Origin of the sequence: Metabacillus litoralis (assembly GCF_020524045.1) — a bacterium.
In the GTDB taxonomy this organism is placed as follows: domain Bacteria; phylum Bacillota; class Bacilli; order Bacillales; family Bacillaceae; genus Metabacillus; species Metabacillus litoralis_C.
Map to the genome: position 1 here is coordinate 274,948 of NZ_JAIVKL010000003.1, position 25,488 is coordinate 300,435.

24 protein-coding genes are annotated in these 25,488 nt (G+C 34.8%); all 24 read left to right on the top strand.

The genetic code is table 11. The features are described 5' to 3' along the window. Positions 1–253: 253 nt before the first annotated feature. The 24 genes from lepA to LC076_RS07610 all read left to right on the top strand — a co-directional run bounded on the left by lepA (position 254) and on the right by LC076_RS07610 (position 25,488). The gene (lepA, locus tag LC076_RS07495) at positions 254–2,077 is read left to right on the top strand and encodes a translation elongation factor 4 (RefSeq protein ID WP_226667339.1); all 1,824 of its coding nucleotides are present in this window, start codon (positions 254–256) and stop codon (positions 2,075–2,077) included. Positions 2,078–2,180: 103 nt separating this feature from the next. Then, positions 2,181–3,317 carry a radical SAM family heme chaperone HemW gene (gene hemW / locus LC076_RS07500; RefSeq protein ID WP_226667426.1) on the top strand — a complete coding sequence of 379 codons (1,137 nt, stop codon included), beginning with the start codon at positions 2,181–2,183 and terminating at the stop codon, positions 3,315–3,317. A gap of 275 nt (positions 3,318–3,592) precedes the next feature. Next, complete coding sequence (gene hrcA / locus LC076_RS07505; RefSeq protein ID WP_226667340.1) at positions 3,593–4,624, top strand: heat-inducible transcriptional repressor HrcA; 1,032 nt, start codon at positions 3,593–3,595, stop codon at positions 4,622–4,624. An 83-nt stretch (positions 4,625–4,707) separates the two neighbouring features. Further along, complete coding sequence (grpE, locus tag LC076_RS07510; RefSeq protein ID WP_226667342.1) at positions 4,708–5,316, top strand: nucleotide exchange factor GrpE; 609 nt, start codon at positions 4,708–4,710, stop codon at positions 5,314–5,316. A 32-nt stretch (positions 5,317–5,348) separates the two neighbouring features. After that, positions 5,349–7,181 (top strand): molecular chaperone DnaK, encoded by a 1,833-nt coding sequence (dnaK, locus tag LC076_RS07515; RefSeq protein ID WP_226667343.1) that lies wholly within the window; start codon positions 5,349–5,351, stop codon positions 7,179–7,181. Positions 7,182–7,346: 165 nt separating this feature from the next. Then, positions 7,347–8,468, top strand: coding sequence for a molecular chaperone DnaJ (gene dnaJ / locus LC076_RS07520; protein WP_226667344.1), 1,122 nt, complete (start codon positions 7,347–7,349; stop codon positions 8,466–8,468). A 52-nt stretch (positions 8,469–8,520) separates the two neighbouring features. Then, positions 8,521–9,459, top strand: a complete 939-nt coding sequence (gene prmA / locus LC076_RS07525) for a 50S ribosomal protein L11 methyltransferase (RefSeq protein WP_226667348.1) — start codon at positions 8,521–8,523, stop codon at positions 9,457–9,459. A gap of 36 nt (positions 9,460–9,495) precedes the next feature. After that, complete coding sequence (locus LC076_RS07530; protein ID WP_226667349.1) at positions 9,496–10,251, top strand: 16S rRNA (uracil(1498)-N(3))-methyltransferase; 756 nt, start codon at positions 9,496–9,498, stop codon at positions 10,249–10,251. Positions 10,252–10,257: 6 nt separating this feature from the next. Then, on the top strand, positions 10,258–11,619 hold the full coding sequence (mtaB, locus tag LC076_RS07535) for a tRNA (N(6)-L-threonylcarbamoyladenosine(37)-C(2))-methylthiotransferase MtaB (protein ID WP_226667351.1): 1,362 nt from the start codon (positions 10,258–10,260) through the stop codon (positions 11,617–11,619). 335 nt (positions 11,620–11,954) lie between these two features. Then, a complete protein-coding gene (deoC, locus tag LC076_RS07540) occupies positions 11,955–12,626 on the top strand; it encodes a deoxyribose-phosphate aldolase (protein ID WP_226667427.1) in 672 nt (223 codons plus the stop codon). 257 nt (positions 12,627–12,883) lie between these two features. Further along, positions 12,884–13,057: a 30S ribosomal protein S21 gene (gene rpsU / locus LC076_RS07545; RefSeq protein ID WP_015595024.1), complete on the top strand. Its 174-nt coding sequence runs from the start codon at positions 12,884–12,886 to the stop codon at positions 13,055–13,057. Positions 13,058–13,071: 14 nt separating this feature from the next. Next, on the top strand, positions 13,072–13,518 hold the full coding sequence (locus tag LC076_RS07550; protein ID WP_226667352.1) for a GatB/YqeY domain-containing protein: 447 nt from the start codon (positions 13,072–13,074) through the stop codon (positions 13,516–13,518). Between the two features lie 436 nt (positions 13,519–13,954). After that, on the top strand, positions 13,955–15,271 hold the full coding sequence (locus tag LC076_RS07555; protein WP_413465958.1) for an NfeD family protein: 1,317 nt from the start codon (positions 13,955–13,957) through the stop codon (positions 15,269–15,271). A gap of 76 nt (positions 15,272–15,347) precedes the next feature. Continuing rightward, positions 15,348–16,340, top strand: coding sequence for a flotillin-like protein FloA (floA, locus tag LC076_RS07560; protein ID WP_226667353.1), 993 nt, complete (start codon positions 15,348–15,350; stop codon positions 16,338–16,340). Positions 16,341–16,421: 81 nt separating this feature from the next. Next, on the top strand, positions 16,422–16,964 hold the full coding sequence (locus LC076_RS07565) for a hypothetical protein (protein WP_226667355.1): 543 nt from the start codon (positions 16,422–16,424) through the stop codon (positions 16,962–16,964). 70 nt (positions 16,965–17,034) lie between these two features. Then, positions 17,035–17,322 carry a sporulation protein YqfC gene (gene yqfC / locus LC076_RS07570; protein ID WP_226667356.1) on the top strand — a complete coding sequence of 96 codons (288 nt, stop codon included), beginning with the start codon at positions 17,035–17,037 and terminating at the stop codon, positions 17,320–17,322. Positions 17,323–17,745: 423 nt separating this feature from the next. After that, positions 17,746–18,933, top strand: coding sequence for a sporulation protein YqfD (gene yqfD, locus LC076_RS07575; protein WP_226667357.1), 1,188 nt, complete (start codon positions 17,746–17,748; stop codon positions 18,931–18,933). A 3-nt stretch (positions 18,934–18,936) separates the two neighbouring features. Continuing rightward, complete coding sequence (locus tag LC076_RS07580; RefSeq protein WP_226667358.1) at positions 18,937–19,905, top strand: PhoH family protein; 969 nt, start codon at positions 18,937–18,939, stop codon at positions 19,903–19,905. A gap of 616 nt (positions 19,906–20,521) precedes the next feature. Beyond that, positions 20,522–22,681, top strand: coding sequence for an HD family phosphohydrolase (locus LC076_RS07585; RefSeq protein ID WP_413465959.1), 2,160 nt, complete (start codon positions 20,522–20,524; stop codon positions 22,679–22,681). A gap of 3 nt (positions 22,682–22,684) precedes the next feature. Next, positions 22,685–23,167 carry an rRNA maturation RNase YbeY gene (gene ybeY / locus LC076_RS07590; protein ID WP_226667361.1) on the top strand — a complete coding sequence of 161 codons (483 nt, stop codon included), beginning with the start codon at positions 22,685–22,687 and terminating at the stop codon, positions 23,165–23,167. Beyond that, positions 23,139–23,513, top strand: coding sequence for a diacylglycerol kinase family protein (locus LC076_RS07595; protein ID WP_226667362.1), 375 nt, complete (start codon positions 23,139–23,141; stop codon positions 23,511–23,513). The genes ybeY and LC076_RS07595 overlap by 29 nt, the downstream gene beginning before the upstream one ends. A gap of 318 nt (positions 23,514–23,831) precedes the next feature. Beyond that, positions 23,832–24,230 carry a cytidine deaminase gene (locus LC076_RS07600; RefSeq protein ID WP_226667363.1) on the top strand — a complete coding sequence of 133 codons (399 nt, stop codon included), beginning with the start codon at positions 23,832–23,834 and terminating at the stop codon, positions 24,228–24,230. Beyond that, positions 24,223–25,131 (top strand): GTPase Era, encoded by a 909-nt coding sequence (era, locus tag LC076_RS07605; RefSeq protein ID WP_226667365.1) that lies wholly within the window; start codon positions 24,223–24,225, stop codon positions 25,129–25,131. Before LC076_RS07600 ends, era begins: the two co-directional genes overlap by 8 nt. A gap of 213 nt (positions 25,132–25,344) precedes the next feature. Next, positions 25,345–25,488, top strand: coding sequence for a YqzL family protein (locus LC076_RS07610; RefSeq protein ID WP_226667366.1), 144 nt, complete (start codon positions 25,345–25,347; stop codon positions 25,486–25,488).

Genomic DNA, 25,488 nt, shown 5'->3' on the forward strand with positions numbered 1-25,488 from the left:
AAGTGTATAAAAGTTGTTTTGTTGTAGCAGAAGTATGAAAACACGGGTGAAAAAAATGAGTAGTTATGTAGCAAAATTCTATAATGTGCCATGCTTGACATAGAGCGACAAGTTTATGAAAGTAGACTACAGTTTTATGAACTATTAATTATTGCCCATTGACTACTTAATTTTTATCCATTGAATCTTGCTATACCTATTGATATAATGAGAAATAGTGTATTCGTAAGCTATGTAGGAGTGAAGAAATAATATGAATAAAGACGAAAAATTAATAAGGCAGTCGAGAATCCGTAATTTTTCGATTATTGCCCATATTGATCACGGCAAATCGACTTTAGCAGATCGTATTTTAGAAAAAACATCTGCTTTAACTCAACGTGAGATGAAGAATCAATTATTGGACTCTATGGATTTAGAGAGAGAACGAGGAATTACGATCAAATTAAATGCTGTGCAGTTAAAATATAGAGCAAAAGATGGAGAAGACTATACATTCCATCTTATAGATACACCAGGACATGTTGATTTTACCTATGAAGTGTCACGTAGTTTAGCTGCTTGTGAAGGTGCTGTGTTGGTTGTTGATGCTGCGCAAGGTATTGAAGCTCAAACTCTTGCAAATGTGTATTTAGCTCTCGATAATGAATTAGAAATTTTACCTGTTATTAATAAAATTGATTTACCAAGTGCTGAACCTGAGCGTGTTCGAACAGAAATTGAAGACGTGATTGGTCTAGATGCTTCTGAAGCTGTATTAGCATCTGCAAAAGCTGGTATTGGTATTGAAGAAATACTGGAACAAGTTGTCGAAAAAGTTCCTGCGCCAGAAGGAGATCCAGAAGGTCCACTAAAAGCACTTATTTTCGACTCTTTATATGATGCCTATCGAGGTGTAGTTGCGTACATCAGAGTTGTTGAAGGAACTGTAAAGGTTGGGCAAAAAATCAAAATGATGGCAACTGGTAAAGAATTTGAAGTAACAGAATTAGGAGTTTTTACGCCTAAACCAGTTCAACTGAAAGAATTAAATGTTGGTGATGTTGGATTTTTAAGTGCAGCCATTAAAAATGTTGGAGATACGCGTGTTGGAGATACAATTACGACTGCTAAAAATGGAGCTACAGAAGCGCTACCAGGTTATCGTAAACTAAATCCTATGGTTTTCTGTGGTTTATATCCAATTGATACATCAAAATATAATGATTTACGTGAAGCGTTAGAAAAGCTTGAGTTAAACGACTCTTCACTTCAGTTTGAGCCTGAGACTTCACAAGCATTAGGTTTTGGTTTCCGTTGTGGTTTCTTAGGATTGCTTCACATGGAAATTATTCAAGAGCGTATTGAACGCGAATTTAAAATTGATTTAATCACAACGGCTCCAAGTGTTATCTATGATGTTCACCTTACAGATGGTGAATCATTGCGTATTGATAATCCTTCAAATATGCCTGATCCACAAAAAATTGATCGTATTGAAGAGCCTTATGTAAAAGCAGCAATTATGGTTCCAAATGATTATGTTGGTGCGGTAATGGAGCTTTGTCAGAAAAAACGTGGAAATTTCATTGATATGCAATATTTGGACGAGATTCGTGTCAACATTAATTATGAAATTCCTTTATCAGAAATTGTTTATGACTTCTTTGACCAGTTGAAATCAAGTACTAAAGGATATGCATCATTCGATTATGAATTGATCGGATATAAAACATCTACTTTAGTGAAGATGGATATTCTTTTAAATGCTGAAAAAATTGATGCATTATCATTCATTGTGCATCGTGATTCAGCTTACGACAGAGGTAAAATCATTGTTGAAAAATTAAAAGAATTAATTCCTCGTCAGCAATTTGAGGTACCGATTCAAGCGACAATCGGACAAAAAGTTGTTGCTAGATCTACAATTAAAGCTATGCGTAAGAACGTACTTGCAAAATGTTATGGTGGAGATATTTCACGTAAACGTAAATTGCTTGAGAAACAAAAAGAAGGTAAAAAACGAATGAAGATGGTTGGATCTGTAGAAGTGCCACAGGAAGCATTTATGGCAGTACTTCGCATGGATGAAAGCTGATTTCTTAATTTGTACTACACAACATGATATAATTTGCATCTGCAAAGAAATCTGATAGCCGCAGCCCTAGTCTGCGGCTTATTAATTAGAAGGTGAAAATATGATTCAGTCAGCATACATTCACATCCCTTTTTGTCATCATATTTGTCATTATTGTGACTTTAATAAAGTGTTTTTTAAACAACAGCCTGTAGACGAATATATTGAAATGCTTATAAGTGAGATGCGCCATGCGACAGCTCAAAGAAAACAGAATATGATAAAGACAATATTTATTGGTGGAGGTACACCTACTGCCTTAACAGCTAAACAACTTGATCGGTTATTAGAAGGTATAACAACAGAGCTTCTTCCAACAAATGAACTAATTGAATTTGCAGTAGAAGCAAATCCTGGAGAGCTAACAAACGAGAAGCTACATGTATTGAAAAATGCTGGCGTCAATCGTTTAAGTATTGGTGTTCAAAGCTTTAATGATGAGCTATTAAACAAAATTGGACGAGTTCATAGAAGAGAAGATGTGTTCCGTACGATTAATGAAGCACAGCAAATAGGGTTCGATAACATGAGTATTGACTTAATGTATGGACTCCCAGGACAAACAGTGGAGGATTTTACAGAATCATTAGAAATTGGCTTTAGCCTGAACGTAAAACACTTTTCTGCTTATTCATTGATTATTGAACCAAAGACAGTTTTTTATAATCTTATGCAAAAAGGAAGATTGTCATTGCCTCCTCAAGAGCAGGAAGCACAAATGTATGAAATAGCGATCGAAGAGATGGAAAAGCATGGTTATGCACAATATGAAATAAGTAACTATGCGATCCCTGGTTTTGAAAGCTTTCATAATCTTACTTATTGGAATAATGTTGAATATTACGGCTTTGGAGCAGGTGCTCATGGATATGTTGATGGTGTAAGAACATCAAATATTGGACCTGTGAAAAAATATATAGATAGTATCAAGGAAAAGGGTAATGCTTACAATAGTGAACATATAGTAAGTGTGAATGAACAGATGGAAGAGGAAATGTTTTTAGGTTTACGTAAAACTGCAGGAGTTAATAAAAAAAGATTTTATGAAAAATTTGCTATTGAATTAGACCAAAAGTTTAGTGGCAAAATAAAGAAGCTTACTGAAATGGGATTAATAAAAGATGAACCTGAGGTTATCAAGCTTACACATAAAGGAAAGCTCTTAGGAAATGAAGTGTTTCAAGAATTTCTCCTTTCTTAAACTTTGTTGTTGGCTGTTTTCGCAAACTTTGTTGCTTTTATATACCTGAAGCAATCAGCATTGAATTAAGTCTAGTGGCATCTTTTCTTCTATAGATCGCACTTCTTATGCGATAAAATACTGGTTCTAACAGGTAAAGACGTCAATTTGAAAAATCTTTTTAGAAAAGAGCCTTTCATAAAGAGATTATAATTGACATTTTAATTTGATTTTGATAACTTTTTATATATATTTAGCACTCACAATGGTAGAGTGCTAACAGAGGTGATGAATAGTTGCTTACAGATCGCCAATTATTGATACTTCAAGTAATTATTGATGATTTTATTCATTCTGCACAGCCAGTTGGATCTCGAACATTAGCGAAAAAAGACGAAATTACGTTTAGTTCCGCTACAATTAGAAATGATATGGCTGATCTAGAGGATTTAGGATTTATTGAAAAAACCCATAGCTCTTCTGGACGTGTGCCGTCAGAAAAAGGGTATAGATATTATGTAGATCATCTGCTAGCTCCACAGCGATTGACAAAAACAGAGGTTTCACAAATTAAGTCAATTTATGCTGAGAAAATTTTCGAATTAGAAAAAGTTGTTCAAAAATCTGCACAGATTTTGTCAGATATGACAAACTATACGTCAATTGTTTTAGGTCCTAAGGTTAATGAGAATCGGTTGAAACGAATTCAAATTGTACCGATTAATTATGAAACAGCAGTAGCTATTATTGTTACGAATACAGGACATGTTGAAAATAGAACAATTACCTTTCCTGGTGCACTTGATCCAAGTGAAATTGAGAAAATGGTTAACATTTTAAATGAGAGATTATCTGGAGTTCCATTGGTTGATTTACAGGATAAAATTTATAAAGAAGTTGTAACTGTATTAAAAGATCATATTGAAAACTATGATATTCTTCTTAAAATGATGGCTGGCTCATTGACGATGGATGCTAGTGAAAAGATATATTTTGGTGGAAAGACAAATATGCTTAGTCAGCCAGAGTTTGCTGATATCGGCAGAATTCGTTCTTTATTAACGATGATTGAGCATGAAGAAGAGCTTTATGGGCTATTAAAAACGAGTCACGCAGGAATCTCTATTAAAATCGGTAAAGAAAATGATAATATGGCAATGGAGAATTGTAGCCTAATTACTGCGACGTATTCGTTAGGTGCTCAGAAATTAGGTACAATTGCAGTGCTAGGTCCAACAAGAATGGAGTATTCACGAGTAGTAAGTTTATTAACGAGAATGACAAATGATTTGTCCAAAACGTTAACTGATTTGTATCATGAATCATAAGCTTGGCTATATTGTAGTGGATGGGGTAGAGATTACTCCATCCGATTGCCGTGCTTAAATGATAAAAAACATCATTTTGATAAATGAATTTTACTTTAAGGGAGGTGAATATCGTGTCAAATGAGAAAAACGTTGCAGAACAAGAAGAAGCAGTTGAAAGTGAAATGTCAGAAGCTGAGGTTGAAATAGTAGACGCAGATGATGTTGTCGTTGAAGAGACGTCAGAAGAAGTTGATGAATCAACAGCTAAAATTGCAGAGCTTCAAGCAAAGCTGGACGAAACTGAAAATAAAATGCTTCGTGCTCAAGCGGACTTCGACAATTTTAAAAGACGTAGTCGCTTAGATCAAGAAGCTGCTCAAAAATACCGCGCACAAAGCTTAGTATCTGAAATCTTACCTGCTCTAGATAGTTTTGATAGAGCGTTACAAATAGAAGCAGCTAATGAACAAACTAAATCGCTGCTACAAGGTATGAATATGGTTTATAATCAATTAATTCAAGCTTTACAAAATGAAGGTGTTGAAACAATTAAATCAGTAGGAGAAGAGTTTGATCCACATCTACATCAAGCAGTCATGCAAGTAGAGGATGAAAATTTTGATTCAAATACTGTTGTTGAAGAGCTTCAAAAAGGATATAAATTAAAGGATCGAGTTATTCGACCTGCAATGGTGAAAGTCAATCAATAAAAATAATCTTACATATTAGGAGGTTCTATATTATGAGTAAAATTATCGGTATCGACTTAGGTACAACAAACTCATGTGTCGCAGTATTAGAAGGCGGAGAACCAAAGGTGATCCCAAATCCAGAAGGTAATCGTACAACTCCTTCTGTTGTTGCTTTCAAAAATGGCGAACGTCAAGTGGGGGAAGTAGCGAAACGTCAATCAATTACTAACCCAAATACAATTATGTCAGTTAAACGTCATATGGGAACTGACTTTAAAGTTGAGGTAGAGGACAAAAACTTTACACCACAAGAAATTTCAGCTATTATTCTTCAACATTTAAAATCTTATGCAGAAGAGTATTTAGGTGAGCCTGTAACTAAAGCTGTTATTACAGTTCCAGCATATTTTAATGATGCTGAGCGTCAAGCAACTAAAGATGCAGGTAAGATTGCTGGTTTAGAAGTTGAGCGTATTATAAATGAGCCAACTGCAGCTGCTTTAGCATATGGTTTAGATAAAACAGACGAAGACCAAACAATTCTAGTTTATGATTTAGGTGGCGGTACGTTTGACGTATCAGTACTTGAACTTGGTGATGGTGTATTTGAAGTACGCTCAACAGCTGGTGATAATCGTCTTGGTGGAGATGACTTTGACCAAGTTATTATTGATTATTTAGTAGCTGAATTTAAAAAAGAAAACGGCATCGATCTTTCTAAAGATAAAATGGCATTACAACGTTTAAAAGATTCAGCTGAAAAAGCGAAAAAAGATCTTTCAGGTGTAACTTCAACTCAAATTTCTTTACCATTCATTACAGCTGGAGAAGCAGGACCACTTCACTTAGAAGTTAGCCTTTCTCGTGCTAAGTTTGATGAGCTTTCATCAGGTTTAGTTGAAAGAACAATGGGACCTGTTCGTCAAGCACTTAGTGATGCAGATCTTTCAGCTAATGAAATTGATAAAGTAATCCTTGTTGGGGGATCAACACGTATCCCAGCTGTACAAGAAGCGATTAAAAAAGCACTTGGCAAAGAGCCTCATAAAGGTGTAAATCCTGATGAAGTTGTTGCACTTGGTGCATCAATTCAAGGTGGAGTTATTACTGGTGATGTAAAAGACGTTGTTTTACTTGACGTAACACCACTTTCTTTAGGAATTGAAACAATGGGTGGAGTATTTACAAAGCTTATTGAAAGAAATACAACAATTCCAACTAGTAAATCACAAACTTTCTCTACAGCAGCTGATAGCCAAACAGCAGTAGATATTCATGTATTACAAGGTGAGCGCCCAATGTCAGCAGATAACAAAACATTAGGTCGTTTCCAATTAACTGATATTCCTCCAGCACCACGTGGAGTACCTCAAATCGAAGTATCATTTGATATTGATAAAAATGGTATTGTTAATGTTCGTGCAAAAGATTTAGGCACAAACAAAGAGCAAGCTATTACAATCAAATCAAATACTGGTTTATCAGATGATGAAATCGAACGTATGGTTAAAGAAGCGGAAGAAAATGCAGATGCTGATAAACAACGTAAGGAAGAAGTTGAGCTTCGCAATGAAGCAGATCAATTAGTTTTCCAAACTGAGAAAACATTAAAAGATCTTGAAGGTAAAGTTGACGAAGATCAAGTAACAAAAGCAAACGAAGCTAAAGACGCTTTAAAAGCTGCGATTGAAAAGAATGAATTAGAAGAAATCAAAGCGAAAAAAGACGAGCTTCAAACAATTGTTCAAGAACTTTCAATGAAGCTTTATGAAGAAGCAGCACAGCAAGCTCAGGCACAACAAGGTGGAGAAGCTGGAAAAAACAACGATGATGATGTTGTAGATGCTGAATTCGAAGAAGTTAAAGATGACGACAAAAAATAAGTCGCAGTAAGGTGAAAGTCAAAGTCAGGCTTGTCTTGACTTTGACTTTTTTTGATAAAGGAAAACTTGTTATTCGTTAAACATGGAGTACAACTATATGTTGCTTTTCCTTCCTTTAGAGTGATACAATTTACCTTATGTGAGAAAAATCGGGAGTGAGAATTTATGAGCAAGCGTGATTACTATGAAGTCCTCGGGTTAAGTAAGAACGCGGGTAAAGATGAGATAAAAAAAGCATATCGAAAGCTTTCTAAACAATATCATCCTGATATTAATAAAGAAGCAGATGCTGTGGACAAATTTAAAGAGATAACAGAAGCTTATGAAACTTTAAGCGACGATCAAAAAAAATCTCATTATGATCAATTTGGACATACGGATCCTAACCAAGGCTTTGGTGGTGGAGCTGGATTCGGTGGCGAAGGCTTTGGCTTTGAAGATATTTTTAGCTCAATCTTTGGCGGTGGCACGAGAAGACGAGATCCAAATGCACCACGACAAGGTGCGGATTTACAATACACGATGACATTAAATTTTGAAGAAGCGGTATTTGGAAAAGATACAACGATTGAAATTCCTCGTGAAGAAACTTGTGAAACATGTGATGGATCTGGGGCTCAAAAAGGAACGAAGCCAGAAACATGTACACACTGTGGAGGAAGCGGTCAATTAAGTGTTGAACAAAATAGTCCGTTTGGACGTATTGTCAATCGCCGAGTGTGTCACCATTGTGAAGGTACTGGTAAGATGATCAAACACAAATGTGGAACTTGCCGTGGAACTGGAAAAGTGAAAAAACGTAAAACAATTTCAGTGAAAATCCCAGCAGGTGTAGATGATGGTCAGCAATTACGAGTATCAGGACAAGGTGAACCTGGTGTTAATGGGGGGCCTCCTGGAGATCTTTACGTAGTATTCCATGTAAGAGAGCATGAGTTCTTTGAAAGAGATGGAGATGACATTTATTGTGAAATGCCATTAACATTTGCTCAAGCTGCACTTGGTGATGAAATAGAAGTACCAACACTACATGGTAAAGTAAAACTAAAAGTTCCTGCAGGTACACAAACAGGCAAGAAATTCCGCTTAACAAACAAAGGTGTGCCAAATGTTAGAGGTTACGGTCAAGGTGATCAATACGTTATCTTACGTGTCTTAACGCCAACAAATTTAACAGAGAAACAAAAAGATTTATTAAGAGAATTTGCAGAAATCAATGGAGATACTCCTGATGAGCATGAAGAAAGCTTTTTTGATAAAGTAAAGCGTGCTTTTAAGGGTGAATAATTTTTCTTTATTAATGGACAAATGAAAGATAGAAGGATTGGAGTTGGTAGATATGAAGTGGTCAGAATTAAGTATTCATACAACACAAGAAGCAGTAGAACCCATTTCAAATATATTGCATGAGGCAGGAGCAAGTGGCGTTGTTATTGAAGATCTTGCCGATTTAATAAAAGAACGGAGCACTGCCTTAGGTGAAATCTACCAACTTAATCCAACTGATTATCCTGAAGAGGGCGTACTTGTTAAAGCCTACTTACCAGTTAACAGCTTTTTAGGAGAAACAGTTGATGGCATAAAAGCATCTATAAATAATCTGCTAGTATATGATATTGATTTAGGTAAAAATCATATTACAATCAGTGAAGTGAATGAAGAAGAATGGGCAACTGCCTGGAAAAAATACTATCACCCTGTAAAAATTTCTGAAAAATTCACAATTGTGCCGACTTGGGAAATATATGAACCAGTTAGTTCTGATGAATTAATTATTGAGCTTGATCCAGGCATGGCATTTGGAACTGGAACACATCCTACAACTGTTTTATGTATACAGGCGTTAGAGAGAACTGTTCAAAAAGATGATACAGTCATTGATGTTGGTACTGGATCTGGTGTATTAAGTATTGCAGCTGGATTACTCGGTGCTAAACATATCGAAGCTTATGATTTAGATCAGGTTGCAGTTGACAGTGCCCGTTTAAATTGTAAATTAAATAAAGTGCAACAAATTGTCTCAGTTTCACAAAATAATTTGTTAGATGGTGTGAAAGGTCCTGTAGATCTTATTGTGTCTAACATTCTTGCTGAAATTATTGTTCGCTTTATCGATCAAGCATATGATGCATTAAAAAAAGACGGAACATTTATTACATCTGGTATCATACAAAACAAGAAACAAGAAGTGAAGGATGCACTTGTGAATGCTGGATTTATCATTGAAGAAACAATGGTCATGGAAGACTGGGTAGCATTTATTGCTAAAAAGAAATAAATAAGGGGTCTGACCCCAGGAACTAAGGTGGCTGCTTTGCAAAGGTATTTTATCAGTGAAGAAAAAGCAAATGTAGAATCGAATATTATGATTACAGGTGATGATGTTCATCATATCACACGTGTTTTGCGTATGCAGCCTGGCAGCAAAATTGTTTGTTGTACAACTGATGGTGTTGAGGCTCTTTGTGAAATAGTTGAATTTACCAATGACCAGGTGAATTGTTCTGTATTAGAATGGATGACAGTGAATCGTGAATTACCTGTTTCAATAACCATTTCGAGCGGGTTGCCTAAAGGGGATAAGCTTGAATGGATTATTCAGAAAGGCACCGAGTTAGGTGCTTCTTCATTTATCCCTTTTAATGCTGCTCGTTCAATTGTAAAACTAGAAGCTAAAAAGGTAGGCAAAAAGGTCGAACGTTGGGAGAAGATTGCGAAAGAAGCATCAGAGCAATCTTATCGAAATATGATTCCAACCGTTTCTGAACCTAGCTCGTTTGATTCACTATTAAAGAAGGCAAGTAATTATGATGTGAAAATAGTTGCTTATGAAGAATCTGCGAAACAAGGTGAAAAGAAAAACTTAGTTCAGGCATTTGATCAATTAAAAGACGGTGATTCCTTGTTTGCCGTTTTCGGACCTGAAGGCGGATTAACCGAGCAAGAAATAAAAAAACTTGAAGAACATGGTTTTTATATATGTAGTTTTGGTCCAAGAATATTAAGAACAGAAACTGCCCCTTTATATTTATTATCAGCGGTTTCTTATTATTTCGAATTATTGAGGTGAGGTATAATGCCTACAGTTGCATTTCATACATTAGGTTGTAAAGTAAATCATTATGAAACAGAAGCGATTTGGCAGTTGTTTAAAGATGCTGGATATGATCGTACTGAATATGAACGAGTTGCAGATGTGTATGTAATTAATACATGTACTGTTACAAATACCGGAGATAAAAAAAGTAGACAGGTTATTCGACGAGCAATTCGTAAAAATCCTGATGGTGTTATTTGTGTAACAGGATGTTATGCTCAAACCTCTCCAGCAGAGATTATGGCTATTCCCGGTGTTGATATAGTTGTCGGTACACAGGACCGTACGAAAATGCTTGAGTATATCGAACAGTTTAAAGAAGAGCGTCAACCAATTAATGGTGTTCGAAATATCATGAAAACACGTGTGTATGAAGAGCTTGATGTACCATCATTTACAGACCGTACGAGAGCCTCTTTAAAGATCCAAGAAGGCTGTAATAATTTCTGTACTTTTTGTATTATTCCTTGGGCACGTGGTTTAATGAGATCTCGAGATCCTAAAGAGGTTGTTGCACAAGCACAGCAGCTTGTAAATGCTGGTTACAAGGAAATTGTTTTAACGGGTATTCACACAGGCGGATATGGTGAAGACTTAAAGGATTATAATTTAGCGATGCTATTACGTGATCTTGATGAACAGGTAGAAGGTTTGAAGAGAATTCGTATTTCGTCAATAGAAGCAAGTCAAATCTCAGATGATGTGATTGATGTGCTGAAAAAATCAGATAAAGTTGTAAGACATTTACACATTCCAATTCAATCTGGTTCTGACACTGTCTTGAAGCGTATGCGCAGAAAATACACAATGGAATTCTTTGCAGAGAGATTAGATCGTCTAAAAGAAGCTTTACCTGGCTTAGCGATTACTTCGGATGTTATTGTAGGATTCCCTGGAGAAACAGAAGAAGAGTTTATGGAAACTTTTAATTTTATAAAAAAATATCAGTTTTCTGAGCTTCATGTTTTCCCATATTCAAAACGTACAGGAACACCTGCAGCAAGAATGGATGATCAAGTAGATGAAGAGGTAAAAAACAACCGAGTTCATCGCTTAATCGAGCTATCCGATCAATTAGCGAAGCAATATGCTTCACAATTTGAAGATGAAGTGTTAGAAGTTATTCCAGAAGAAAAGTTCAACAAAGAATCAAATGAAGATTTATATGTGGGATATACAGACAACTACCTTAAAGTAGTATTTCCAGCAAATGAAGAAATGATTGGTAAAATTGTAAAAGTAAAAATTTCAAAAGCTGGATACCCATATAATGAAGGAAAATTTGTAAGAATGTTAGACGAACACATAGAAGTTAATGAAACGATTCGATTAACATCATAAAAATTACACATCAAAAGGGTTAGTGAAAAGCTAACCCTTTTATTTGTGCATAAATAAATATATGCTGTTTTCAAAAAGATTGTTGCTTTTGATACTTTAGTAATTCACTTAGTGTCTGGAGCGTAATAGAACGAACTATTATTATGTTTAGCTAAAACTAAAACAACAAAGTATATGAAAACAGCTTCCTAGATATATGAACATCTGAGTGATGATGAAAACAATCAAATGACTAAAAAATCCTTAAGAGTACAAATTAAATTTGTACTCGTTTTTATTTATGGAAAATGATAAGATGTAAGAGGTCGGACAACTAAAATTTAAGGAGATGATACATAATGTCAAAAATAGCAAACATGATAGATCATACAGCGTTAAAAGCAGATACAACAAAAGAAGTAATCGAGAAGCTTTGTCAAGAAGCTAAGGAATATCATTTCGCTTCTGTTTGTGTAAATCCTACGTGGGTCAGCTTGGCTGCTGAACATTTGAAAGGAACTGATGTGAAAGTATGTACAGTAATTGGCTTTCCATTGGGTGCAAATACTCCCGAAACAAAAGCGTTTGAAACAACAAATAGCATAGAAAATGGTGCAACTGAAGTGGATATGGTAATCAATATCGGTGCACTTAAAGATAATAATGATGAATTAGTTCAACGTGATATCGAAGCAGTTGTCCAAGCTGCTACTGGTAAAGCTTTAACAAAGGTTATTATTGAAACGAGCTTACTAACAGAAGAAGAGAAAGTTAGAGCTTGTGAACTTGCTGTTAAAGCAGGGGCAGACTTTGTTAAAACATCTACAGGTTTTTCAACTGGTGGGGCGACTGTTGAAGATATTACATTAATGAGGAAAACTGTAGGGCCTGATATAGGCGTTAAAGCTTCTGGAGGAGTAAGAGATACTAAAGGTGCAGAAGATTTAATACAAGCTGGAGCTACACGTATTGGAGCTAGTTCAGGTGTTGCGATTATCAAAGGTGAAGTTTCAACGTCAGATTATTAAGTGTTTAGCATAAAAATTTATTTAGAATTGACCAATGATTTATTAGAGAGAAAAAGAATGGGAACATAAGTACAATCAATAATTAACGATCATCATAAAATAAATGAATAATTCAAACAACTTAATAAAAGAATAAGTTTTTGCTATATCAGTTGACCTGTATAATACCTTATATTATAATGGCAAAGTACATGTTTTGTTATAGCATGTTTTATTTAAAGTTGTCGATTGGTTGTATTCGGAGGGAGGGAAAGAGAATGTCAAAAACGGTCGTTCGTAAAAACGAGTCGCTTGAAGATGCTCTTCGTCGTTTTAAACGTACTGTATCTAAAAGTGGTACAATACAAGAAGCTAGAAAGCGTGAATTCTATGAAAAGCCTAGCGTAAAGCGTAAGAAAAAGTCTGAAGCAGCTAGAAAGCGCAAATTCTAAAAGAGGGTGTACGTATGAGTCTTCTTGAACAATTGAATCAAGATATGAAACAAGCGATGAAAAACAAAGAAAAAGACAAATTAACTGTCATTCGAATGGTGAAAGCTGCTTTACAAAATGAAGCGATTAAGTCTAGCCATAACGAATTGTCTAATGAAGAAGAATTGACAGTACTTTCTCGCGAACTTAAACAACGTAAAGACTCCCTCCTAGAATTTAAAAATGCTGATCGTTTGGACTTAGTTGAAAAAACACAAGTGGAAATCGATATTTTAGTCGATTATATGCCTGAACAGCTTTCCGAAGAAGAAGTTTCTGAAATTGTTAAACAAACGATCTCAGAAGTGAATGCTACTTCTAAAGCGGATATGGGGAAAGTAATGGGAGCACTCATGCCCAAAGTTAAAGGTAAAGCAGACGGAAGTCTTGTAAATAAGCTTGTGCTAAAGCAGCTATCATAAATAAATAAGACACCTTGCAGAATATGCAAGGTGTCTTTTTATATGATCTTGACACCTTATGAAATTTTCTTACTAAACATTTCTAAAGAATATTTACCTGTAGTATGTGAAAAAAAAAATAAAAAAAGAAAGATAATGCTATTGCTCGGAAGTTTTAAATACATGAAATACACAGGATCTATTTTTAATGTTATCTAATATTAGAGCTTTTTCTATGTTTATACAAAATAGGGAGGGAAGTAAACTATATAATTGACAATAATGAAATTCAGCTTTTGGAAAAAGATTATTTACATAGAAAGACTTGGATTTTAAAACAATATAAATAATAAGAATGTCCTTTAATATATATGAAAATTAATATTAATAAAAAGTATGAAACTAAATAGGGAACATATACGTATTAAGATTATGTAGATTGGGAAGGAGGGAAAAGATGAGAAAACATATATTTCAACTTATGCTAATTGTAGGGCTTATATTAAGTATATTTAGTGGATTTAATAATGAACTTAAAGCAGATTCAAATCAAAAAGTGTATATCATTCCTCTTGAAGACACAGTCGAAAAAGGGCTTTCGCAATATATTGAGCGAAACATCACTGAAGCTAAAGAACAAGATGTTGACCATATTATAATTGAAATTAATACACTTGGCGGTGCAGTAGATGGGGCAATGGAAATAGCTGATACATTGAGACAAAGTGATATACCAATTACAGCCTTTATAAACAGAAGAGCCATTTCTGCTGGGGCGTACATTGCTTTAAATGCCGATGAAATTTATATGGTACCAGGTAGCCAAATGGGTTCTGCAGCAGTTATTACCGGAGATGGAAACGCAGCAGATGATAAAGCACAATCTTTATGGTTATCTGAAATGAAGGAATCAGCAGAACGTAATGGTCGTGATCCTAAGTATGCATTGGCAATGGCTGATAAAGAAGTAGACATTCCAGAGTTTGGTGCTGGAAAAGGTGATTTATTAACTTTAGAAACTAAACAAGCGGTACAAGTAGGCTATGCAGAAGGAACAGCAGAAAACAGAGTAGATTTGTTAAATCAGCTTAAGTTACAAGATGCAGCAATTATAGAGGCAGAAGAAAGCTTTGCTGAGAAAGTAGCTAGATTTATTACAAACCCAGTTGTTGTACCAATTTTACTTTCCATTGGAAGTATAGGGCTGGTTGTAGAACTTTATTCTCCAGGGTTTGGAATTCCAGGTTTTATGGGCTTAACATCGTTATTATTGTTTTTCTATGGACATCTAGTAGCTGGCCTTGCAGGTCTAGAGTCGATTTTACTATTTATTTTAGGAATAATCTTAATTATTGCAGAATTGTTCGTTCCTGGTGGTATAATGGGCATATTAGGTTTCGCGAGCGTAATCGGAAGTCTATATATTGCATCAGGTAATTTCATTCAGATGACAATTTCACTGTTAATTGCGTTTGCTGTATCTATTGTTGTTTCTATCTTATTAGTAAAGGTGTTTGGAAAACGTATGAATATTTTTAAACGATTAATTTTGCGTGACTCCACAAATACTGAAAGTGGCTATGTCTCAAGTAAAACGAGAAATGAATTAATTAATCTCGAAGGTGTTGCTCTAACAACTCTTAGACCGGCAGGTACAGCAATAATTGGTGAAGAACGTTTGGATGTTGTGACTGAAGGTAGTTATATTAATAAAGGACAAAAAGTAAAAGTAGTGAAGGTTGAAGGCTCACGAATTGTTGTGAGAGAATTATAGAGGTTTATCTAACTTTATGTAAGAGTTCACTTCTTCTTACAAATCAGGCTTATCATTTCTTATTAGGAGGAAAACGATGGATGCTTCAGCAATTTTAGTAATAGGTCTTGTCATATTAGGTTTAATCTTTTTAGGTGTTTTCTTTACATTTGTACCAATTGCACTCTGGATTTCTGCACTAGCTGCAGGAGTTAAGGTTAGTATCTTCACATTAATTGGTATGAGGTTACGACGAGTGATACCGAGTCGTGTGGTTAACCCATTAATTAAAGCTCATAAAGCAGGATTAGATGTAACAACTAATCAACTTGAAAGTCATTATCTAGCTGGTGGTAATGTTGACCGTGTAGTAAATGCATTGATTGCTGCTGAGAGAGCAAATATAGAATTAACATTTGAGCGCTGTGCGGCTATTGATTTAGCAGGACGTGATGTTTTAGAAGCAGTTCAAATGAGTGTTAACCCTAAAGTAATTGAAACACCATTCATTGCCGGTGTAGCAATGGACGGGATCGAAGTAAAAGCTAAAGCTAGAATCACAGTTAGAGCGAACATTGAACGTCTAGTTGGTGGTGCTGGTGAAGATACAATTATCGCACGTGTAGGCGAAGGGATTGTAAGTACAATTGGTTCGTCTGATAATCATAAAAAGGTATTAGAAAATCCTGATTTAATTTCTCAAACTGTTTTAGGAAAAGGTCTGGATTCTGGTACAGCATTTGAAATTCTGTCGATAGATATTGCGGATGTTGATATTGGTAAAAATATTGGAGCTGAACTACAAACAGAGCAAGCTGAAGCAGACAAGAAGATTGCTCAAGCGAAAGCGGAAGAAAGAAGAGCAATGGCAGTTGCACAAGAACAAGAGATGTTAGCACGTGTTCAAGAAATGAAAGCGAAAGTTGTTGAAGCGGAAGCGAAAGTTCCACTTGCAATGGCTGAAGCACTTCGTTCTGGTAACATTGGAGTAATGGATTATATGAACATAAAAAATATCTCAGCTGACACTGATATGAGAGATTCTATCGGTAAAACAAACCAAGATAGTAATGATCATGAGGAATATTAATGATTGAGCTGTTCAAAAAGTATGTAGGTTTGATGACAAACATCAAACCTATCTTTTCCTCACGATAAGGAGGGAGAATAAATGGATATATCGGATATATTTGGAAATCCAATTGTTTGGGCATTTCTTGCTTGGCTATTTTCAAGGATTTTTACTACTGGAAAAGAAGATGAAAGTAAGAAAAAGAAGCCTGAAAATCAAGCAGAACGCCCAACACATATAGAACCAAGGCAGAATGAACATTCAAGGCCAAGCCCAAGACGAAATCCAAGTCCAAGACCAAATCCGCGCCCAACAACAAGGTCAAATCCTAAGCCGATTATGACAACAGTCGAAACAAAGAAGAGTGAACAAAAACCTTCTCTTCAAACTGTTCAAGAGGCATACGAGAAATTGAAAGTAAAAACATTCGATCAGGTCGAGGATGTTGATATCATTAAAGAAGAACCAAAAAAGGTTCGAAGTGTTCTAAAAGAAAATATCCCTAAAACGAATCGAAATGTCAAACGAAATCCACTTCTTATTGATCAACAAAAAGCAGTACAAGGTGTTATTTGGAGTGAAATCTTAGGGCCTTCAAGAGCAAAAAACCCACATTACACAAGAAATAGAAGACATTTTTAACTTCTCGAATAATGATGTTATAAGACTCACTTTTCTCTCATACATATGAGATGAAAGGGGGTCTTTTTTTATGGCAAAAAAATGGCGCCAGCAGCTAACAAGATGGATTACCAATACAGTCGAACTACCGCCCGATGTCATGATGGATCTTCCTAGAATAACGATGGTTGGACAGCTTCACATATACATAGAAAATCATCGAGGACTTCTTACGTTTACTGATACTGAACTCCGTCTTCTGTTAAAACAAGGTCAACTATTAATTAAAGGTGAAGCCTTTGTCATAAAGACGATCCTACCGGAAGAAATTTTATTAGAAGGAAAAATAGATCAAGTTACTTATCTAGATGCAACGTAAGACTCCATTCATTTCTAGACGACTCTTTTCTAAAGGCTCTTTTCTGAACCATTGTTGCTATTTAACCCAAATTTGGAGTAAAAATAGTGTTTTTTCACTATAAAGGTACTATTTTATGAAGAAAAGTTGCCACTAGACTTAATACAGAGCTGATTGCTTCGGGTATTTAAAAGCAACAAAGTTTGCGAAAACAGCCTTTCTAAAAAATTGTTGTTCTTATTTATTGGTTCTATCCTTTTTGTTAAGAAATCTTAAAATGCTTATAAAAGTTCATTTTAGCATTGCTTGTGGATGAATATTGTAAAAAAACTTTTTATTAAGATGTAGAAATAAACAAATTAGATGAAAATCAAATGTCTGCTGTATTTTCACAGCAGACACATTAATTCCAGTATAACCATTTGTTTTTTTAGGGGGATGAATATGAAGAATCAGTGGACGAGTTACTTATTTGGTATTCTAAAAGTTAGTATTAAGGGACGAGGTACAGAGAGATTTCTAAATGATTGTATAAGATCTGACATTGCTGTTTGGAATGTCCAAAGAAGTGGATTAGATGGTTTAAGTTTTTTTATTCGCCTTCAAGATGTACATGCCTTAAGAGGTGTTGTAAGACGAAATGAGTGCAAATGTAAATTTGAAAAAAGACTAGGCTTCCCCTTTCTAATGAAACGATCTTGGCGTAATAATGGCTTTGTTATGGGATTGCTTACCTTTTTTATGTTAATTTTTGTATTATCAAACATGATCTGGGGAATTGAGGTGGATGGTGCATCACCTGAAACTGAGCATTTAATTAAAAAGGAACTTTCTAGAATTGGTGTAACTTCAGGTAAGTTTCAATTTTTCGTAGAAAATCCAGATGATATTCAAAAAACATTAACAGATAATATTCAGCAAATCACATGGGTTGGGGTTGAGCTTACAGGAACAACATATCACCTAAAAGTGGTTGAAAAAAATCAACCTGAAGAAGAAAAACTCGTGAGTCCTAGACATATTGTTGCAAAAAAGGAAGCAGTAATTAAAAAGATGTTTGTTGAGCAGGGTCAACCAGTAACTACTTTAAATGAACATGTGAATAAAGGGCAAGTTTTAGTTTCTGGATTAATTGGAAAAGAAGAAGATCAAAAGAAAGTAGCAGCTAAAGCTGAGATATTCGGAGAAACTTGGTACAAAAGTACAATAACAATTCCTATAAAGACGACTTTTCAGGTGTTAACTGGGAATGCTAAAGATAAGTTTTATCTTAAATTTGGTTCCTTTAAGCTACAGATATGGGGTTTTGGTGATACAGGCTTTACTGCCTTTGAGTTGGAAGATGATATTTATGATCTGAAGTTTTTAGGCTTCACATTACCTCTTGGTTTTGTAAAAGAAACATATCAAGAAAAAGAAGAGGTAGAAAGAGAATATACAGTGAAACAAGCGAAAGAAGCGGCGTTAGACCGAGGTCGCAAAGATATAGAAGATAAATTAGTCGAAGAAGAAAAAGTAATAGGAGAAAAAGTTTTGCACGAGACGAAGGAGAATGGTAAAGTTAAATTAACCGTTCTTTACCAAGTGTTAGAGAATATTGTTAAAACTACACCAATTGTTCAGGGAGACTAAAGAATGCCAGAAGAATTAGTGACAATGAATCAGCAAATAGAAAACCCAAATGAAGCCATTGCCCTTTTTGGGAATAACGATGTGCATCTAAAAAGAATTGAAGAAGAATTAAACGTATCAATCGTTACTAGAGGTGAAGGAGTTTTTGTTTCTGGTGATTCAGAACATGTAAAACTTGTTGACGACCTTCTAAAATCACTACTTGTTATTATCCGAAAAGGAATTAACATAAGTGAACGAGATGTTATCTATGCAATAAGCATGGCAAAGGAACATAGCTTGGATCAACTAGAACAGTTATATGTAAAAGAAATAGCTAAGACAGCTAAAGGTAAGTCAATCCGTGTTAAAACATTAGGACAACGTCATTATGTTTCTGCTATCCAAAACAAAGACTTGGTTTTTGGAATAGGACCAGCTGGAACAGGAAAGACGTATTTAGCAGTTGTTATGGCTGTTAATGCAATGAAGCTAGGATCAATAAAAAGAATTATTTTAACACGTCCAGCTGTAGAAGCTGGAGAGAGTCTAGGGTTTCTACCTGGAGATCTGAAGGAAAAAGTTGATCCATACTTAAGACCTCTATATGATGCACTTCATGATGTATTAGGTATGGAGCATACCCAAAGGCTTATTGAACGAGGAACAATTGAAATTGCCCCTTTAGCCTATATGAGGGGGAGAACATTAGACGATGCTTTTGTTATTTTGGACGAGGCTCAAAATACAACACCAGCTCAAATGAAAATGTTCTTAACTCGACTAGGTTTTGGCTCTAAAATGGTCATTACAGGTGATATAACTCAAGTGGATTTACCGAAGGGAGTTAAGTCAGGCTTATCAGTAGCGAAAAGTACACTTAACGAAGTAAATGGTTTGTCATTTATCACACTTGAACAATCAGACGTTGTAAGACATCCACTTGTAGCCAAAATTATTTCAGCTTATGAAAACTCAAATGAAGGATCGTGACCCGAGTATCCGAATTCGGGTCACTTTTCTGTTCTTCAATATTTGAAAGTATAGCTTTTAAGTCTGATGTTTTCTATGGTTAAAATAATAGGCTATGTTAAAGCTTATGGTTGATTTTTAGCGCTTTGTTGATTGGAGTGAAAGGCATGAGACTCCTGCGGGAGAAGCGTGTCGAAGGGAGACCCCACAGGCGCTTGCGCCGAGGAGGCTTCCGGACCTCCCGCGGAAAGCGAATGCCTGTAACGGAAATCAACCACAAAGTTTAACAGAGCCAAATAATAAAAAGTCACTACTTTGACATGCGTTTCTTGTTTAAAGTCGCAATTGTAGAAATGTCAGCACAATTTCGGATTGAACAAGAGTCTTGTCGCATACCGTCAATTAATAAGTTTTCGTTAGTGAGACAATTCTTTATAAAGTTTTTATTCTTCTATATTTGTACAAAATGGATAGCTTCTGCATCAATAATTGATGAAAAGCTCATTTTTTTCTACTTTTTTTGTCATAATTTGTCTTAAAGGTTGAACATTTATCGATAAAAGGAAATAATGAGAGGATAGTATTCAAATAGATACTGTTTGTCATTTGATGAGGATGTGTAAGGTGGTGTATTACTGTGAAGAAGAATCTTAAAAAGGAAAAAACAAAGAAGAATAAATTAAATTTGAAATTCAACGACTATAAGTTTCATCATCTATTTTTATATGGGATTTTAGCAGTTATCCTTTTTGTGGCTCTATATAGCAATGTTAAACCTGAAACCTTGGATATCGAGCTTTTTACAGTATCAGAACAAACAATATATGCCCCAACAACTGTTGAGGACAAAATTGAAACAGAGAGAAAGCAACAAGAAGCAAATGATGCTGTTGAAGATCAATATGTATTAAAAAAGGAAATTACAGATAAGCAGGTAGATCTTATCTCTTCTATTTTTGACACCGTTATTGAAGTGAAAAAAGAAAATAGTAACACGGAAGAAAGTGCTGACTCGGGAACTGTCAAACCTGAAGATCAAGTAAAGGCGATCGAAGGAAAATTAACGAAGTCTATCATTGAAAAAATCCCAAGTGAAACCTTCTTACCACTTTTAGAAGCAAGTGATGCTGACTTAGAGATGGCTAAAGATGCAGTAGTAACCGCAGTGAATAATATTATGAGTAAGGAAATCCCTATTGTTCAGTTATCAGAAGCAAAAAAGCAAGTTGATGAGGAATTACAATATACTCCTCTCCGTTCAGAGGTATTACAATCATCAACTGTTTTGGCTAAATTTGCGATTACTCCAAACTATGTGTTTGATTTAAAAGCTACTGAAGAAAAAAGACAACAAGCAGTTGATGCGGTTAAGATAGCTCAAATTAAACAAGGACAAATATTAGTTGAAGAAGATGAACTCATTAATAGGGAGATTTACCGTAAACTAGGATTAGTAGGACTGCTTGATGACCAGCAATCATATAAACCTTTTCTAGGTTTAGCATTATTAGTATTACTAATTTTAGCAGGGATTATCTATTATTTTGAGAAAAAGGATAGTCCTATATCTAAAAAGAATAATTCACTTTTGTTATATTGTTTAATTTTTGCAATTACCATTTTATTGATGAAAATCTTAAGTTTATTTCAGAAAATTGATTATACACATATCGGTTATATTGTACCTATTGCTATGGGTGTGATGCTGATTAAGTTATTAATAAATGAGCGATTAGCCATTTTAACAAGTATGATTTTTGCAGTGTGTGGGAGTGTAATCTTCAATGAGGGTATAACAGGTAGTTTTAATTTTGCTATAGGTGTATACTACTTGTTCGGATGTCTTGCTGGTGTATTATTTTTAGGAGAACATAATCTTCGTTCAAAAATATTACAAGCTGGATTATTTGTTGGTGGAATCAATGTCATTGTGCTAACAGCGATTATGCTTATTAGAAATGGCTCTTATTCAAATGTTGAAATTAGCTCCTATTTTGTTATGGCATGTGTTTCAGGTTTGGTCTCATCCGTTTTAACAATCGGTTTTATGCCTTTTTTTGAAACGGGTTTTGGAATCTTGTCCACTATGAAGTTGATTGAGCTTTCAAATCCAAATCATCCACTCCTGCGAAAAATTTTAACCGAGACACCAGGAACATATCATCATAGTGTTATGGTTGCGAATTTATCAGAATCAGCATGTGAAGCGATTGGGGCAAATGGCTTATTAGCAAGAGTTGGTGCTTATTATCATGATATTGGTAAAACAAAGCGCCCACAATATTTTATTGAAAATCAAATGAATATTGAGAATCCACATAATAAGCTTTCAGCACAATTAAGTAAAAATATTATTATATCTCATGTAACAGATGGTGTTGAAATGTTAAGAAAGCATAAAATGCCCAAAGAATTCGTTGATATTGCTGAACAACATCATGGATCTACTTTACTAAAGTATTTCTATCATCAAGCAAAACAATCCAATGATTCGATTTACGAAGATGAATTTCGTTATCCAGGACCTAAGCCACAAACAAAGGAAATCGCGATAATCTCAATTGCTGATAGTGTGGAAGCAGCAGTTCGTTCAATGTCAAACCCTACACTTGAAAAAATTGAGAAGCTAATTAAATCGATCATTGCCGACAGATTACAAGATAATCAATTAGACGAATGTGATTTGACTTTAAAAGAGTTAGATATTATAGCTAAATCATTTTGTGAATCACTAAAAGGTATCTTCCATTCCAGAATTGAGTATCCGGAACTAACAAAAAAACAGAAGGTGAAATAAAAGATGAAATTGATCATCGATAGCATAGATGAAACAAACGAGTTAACAGAAGAACAATTGAAAACAGTTGAAGAACTACTTCAGTTTGCAGCTGAATTGGAAAAAGTCCAACAAGATGCAGAGGTATCTGTCACATTCGTTACGAACGAACGTATACAAGAAGTAAACCGTGATTATCGAGATAAAGATCAACCGACTGATGTTATTTCTTTTGCTCTTGAAGAAATGGGTGAGGGAGAGATGGAGATCTTTGGGTTAGATCAACCGCCAATGCTAGGAGATATTATCATTTCCATTGAACGCGCAAAAGAGCAAGCAGAAGAGTATGGTCATTCATTTATGAGAGAGCTTGGTTTTTTAGCTTGCCATGGTTTTCTGCATTTATTAGGATATGACCATATGAATGAAGTAGATGAAAAAGAGATGTTTACTAAACAAAAGGATATCTTAGATAATTATGGACTTAAAAGATCCGAAGACCTCTGAATGGAAGCGTTTCTATAAGAGCTTTAAGTTTGCGTGGAATGGAATTTTTCAATCTTTCAAAACAGAGCGGAACTTTCAAATACATGTATACATTTCCATTTTTATGATTATTTTCGGTCTTTATCTTCAATTCACATTTTTTGAATGGATTGTTATCTTATTTTTAATCGGTGGAATGTTGGCATTAGAGCTAATGAACACGGCAATCGAACATGTTGTTGATTTAATTACTGAAGATTATAATCCAATTGCAAAAGCAGCTAAGGATGCAGCAGCAGGAGCTGTTTTGGTTTATGCAATTCTTTCGTTTATAATTGGTGTAATTCTTTTATTAAGACATATATGAACTTTTAAACGCTAGAGCTTTTCTAAATGAATGTTTTCTTGCTTTTAAATTTTGTTGATTAAGCGTAAGGTTCGTGACCTCCCTTTCACTCCCATCAAAAGAGTGCTAATACAGAGGTGAAAAAGCAGGGTAGAATTCAAAAAGAGTTTAATTTTATATTTCTGATCCACTAAAAGATACTATCTATTGTATTTTGGACTAATTCAGAAGATTCTTACAATTGAATGACAAATTCTAAAATTACGTGAAAATAATGATGATATTAGGTAAAATAATAAGTAAGATCGTCATTCGCGAAAGAGAAAGGAAGATTATTTAGTGAACATTGAACAACTCATCGAAGAAGCGAAAGCAGCAAGGGAAATGGCTTATACTCCATACTCCAAATTCAAAGTTGGAGCAGCTTTATTAACGAATGATGGAAAAATATATAAAGGCTGTAATATTGAAAATGCAGCTTACAGTATGTGTAATTGCGCAGAAAGAACAGCTATATTTAAAGCTTTTTCAGAGGGAGATAAGAAGTATACAGCTTTAGCTGTTGTTGCTGATACAAAAAGACCTGTTCCACCATGTGGAGCTTGTCGTCAAGTGATCTCAGAGCTCTGCCCAAAAGAAATGAGAGTTATATTAACGAACCTTCAAGGTGATATAGAAGAATTAACAGTTTTAGAATTACTACCAGGAGCTTTTTCAGCGGAGGATTTACATGAATAATAATGGGTATAAATCAGGATTTGTTTCAATTATTGGGAGACCAAATGTAGGAAAATCAACGTTTATCAATCGAGTCATAGGACAAAAAATTGCGATTATGAGTGATAAACCACAAACAACAAGAAACAAAATACAAGGTGTATATACAACAAACAATTCGCAAACTATTTTTATTGATACTCCGGGTATACACAAGCCAAAGCATAAGCTTGGTGACTTTATGATGAAGGTAGCACAAAATACGTTAAAAGAAGTTGATTTGATTCTTTTTATGATTAATGCTGAAGAAGGCTTTGGTCGTGGAGATGAATTTATTATTGAGAGACTTAAAGAAACAAAAACTCCAGTATTCTTGATAATAAATAAAATTGATCAAATTCATCCAGATCAATTATTACCCTTAATAAGCCAATATAAAGAAATGTACCCGTTTAGGGAAGTTGTACCAATTTCTGCCCTTGAAGGGAATAATGTTGATACTTTGTTAAAGCAAATTGACATGATCCTACCAGAAGGACCACAATATTATCCAGCAGATCAAGTGACAGATCATCCTGAACGATTTATTATTACAGAGCTAATTAGAGAAAAAGTTTTACATTTAACAAGAGAAGAAATACCTCATTCTGTTGCAGTAGTAATGGATACACTGGAACGCAGAGACAACAATCAAGCAATTTATGTAGGTGCCACAATTATTGTTGAGCGAGATTCTCAAAAAGGCATTGTAATAGGTAAACAAGGTAGTATGTTAAAAGAAGTTGGGAAAAGGGCGCGAGTTGATATAGAAGCATTGCTTGGATCAAAGGTGTTTTTAGAACTGTGGGTTAAGGTTCAAAAAGATTGGCGTAATAAAGCATCTCAACTTCGTGATTATGGCTTTAGAGATGATGAATATTAAAAGATAAGTTGCTCATTTTGAGATTGACATGTTTTCAGAACCTAATTGTAAAACTGATAAATACGTAAACCTTCTTAAAATAGCCAAGGTTTAAATATTCATTAAATTGATTAACAAATATTGTTTAACATGAAATGATGAAGAAAAGGTCAAGATATATATATGAAATTGGATATTGCTTGCTAGTCTTAACAACTGAAAGGTGGGGTTTTTATGTTGGATTTTACCTGGAAGGTTTTTTCGCAAACAGGTAGCATTGATACGTATCTTCTTTTTAAAGAGTTGGAAAAGGAGAATGATGACGGACCCGATTATCAAGATGATGAACTAGCTGAAATAGATTTTCCAGTTTCCTGA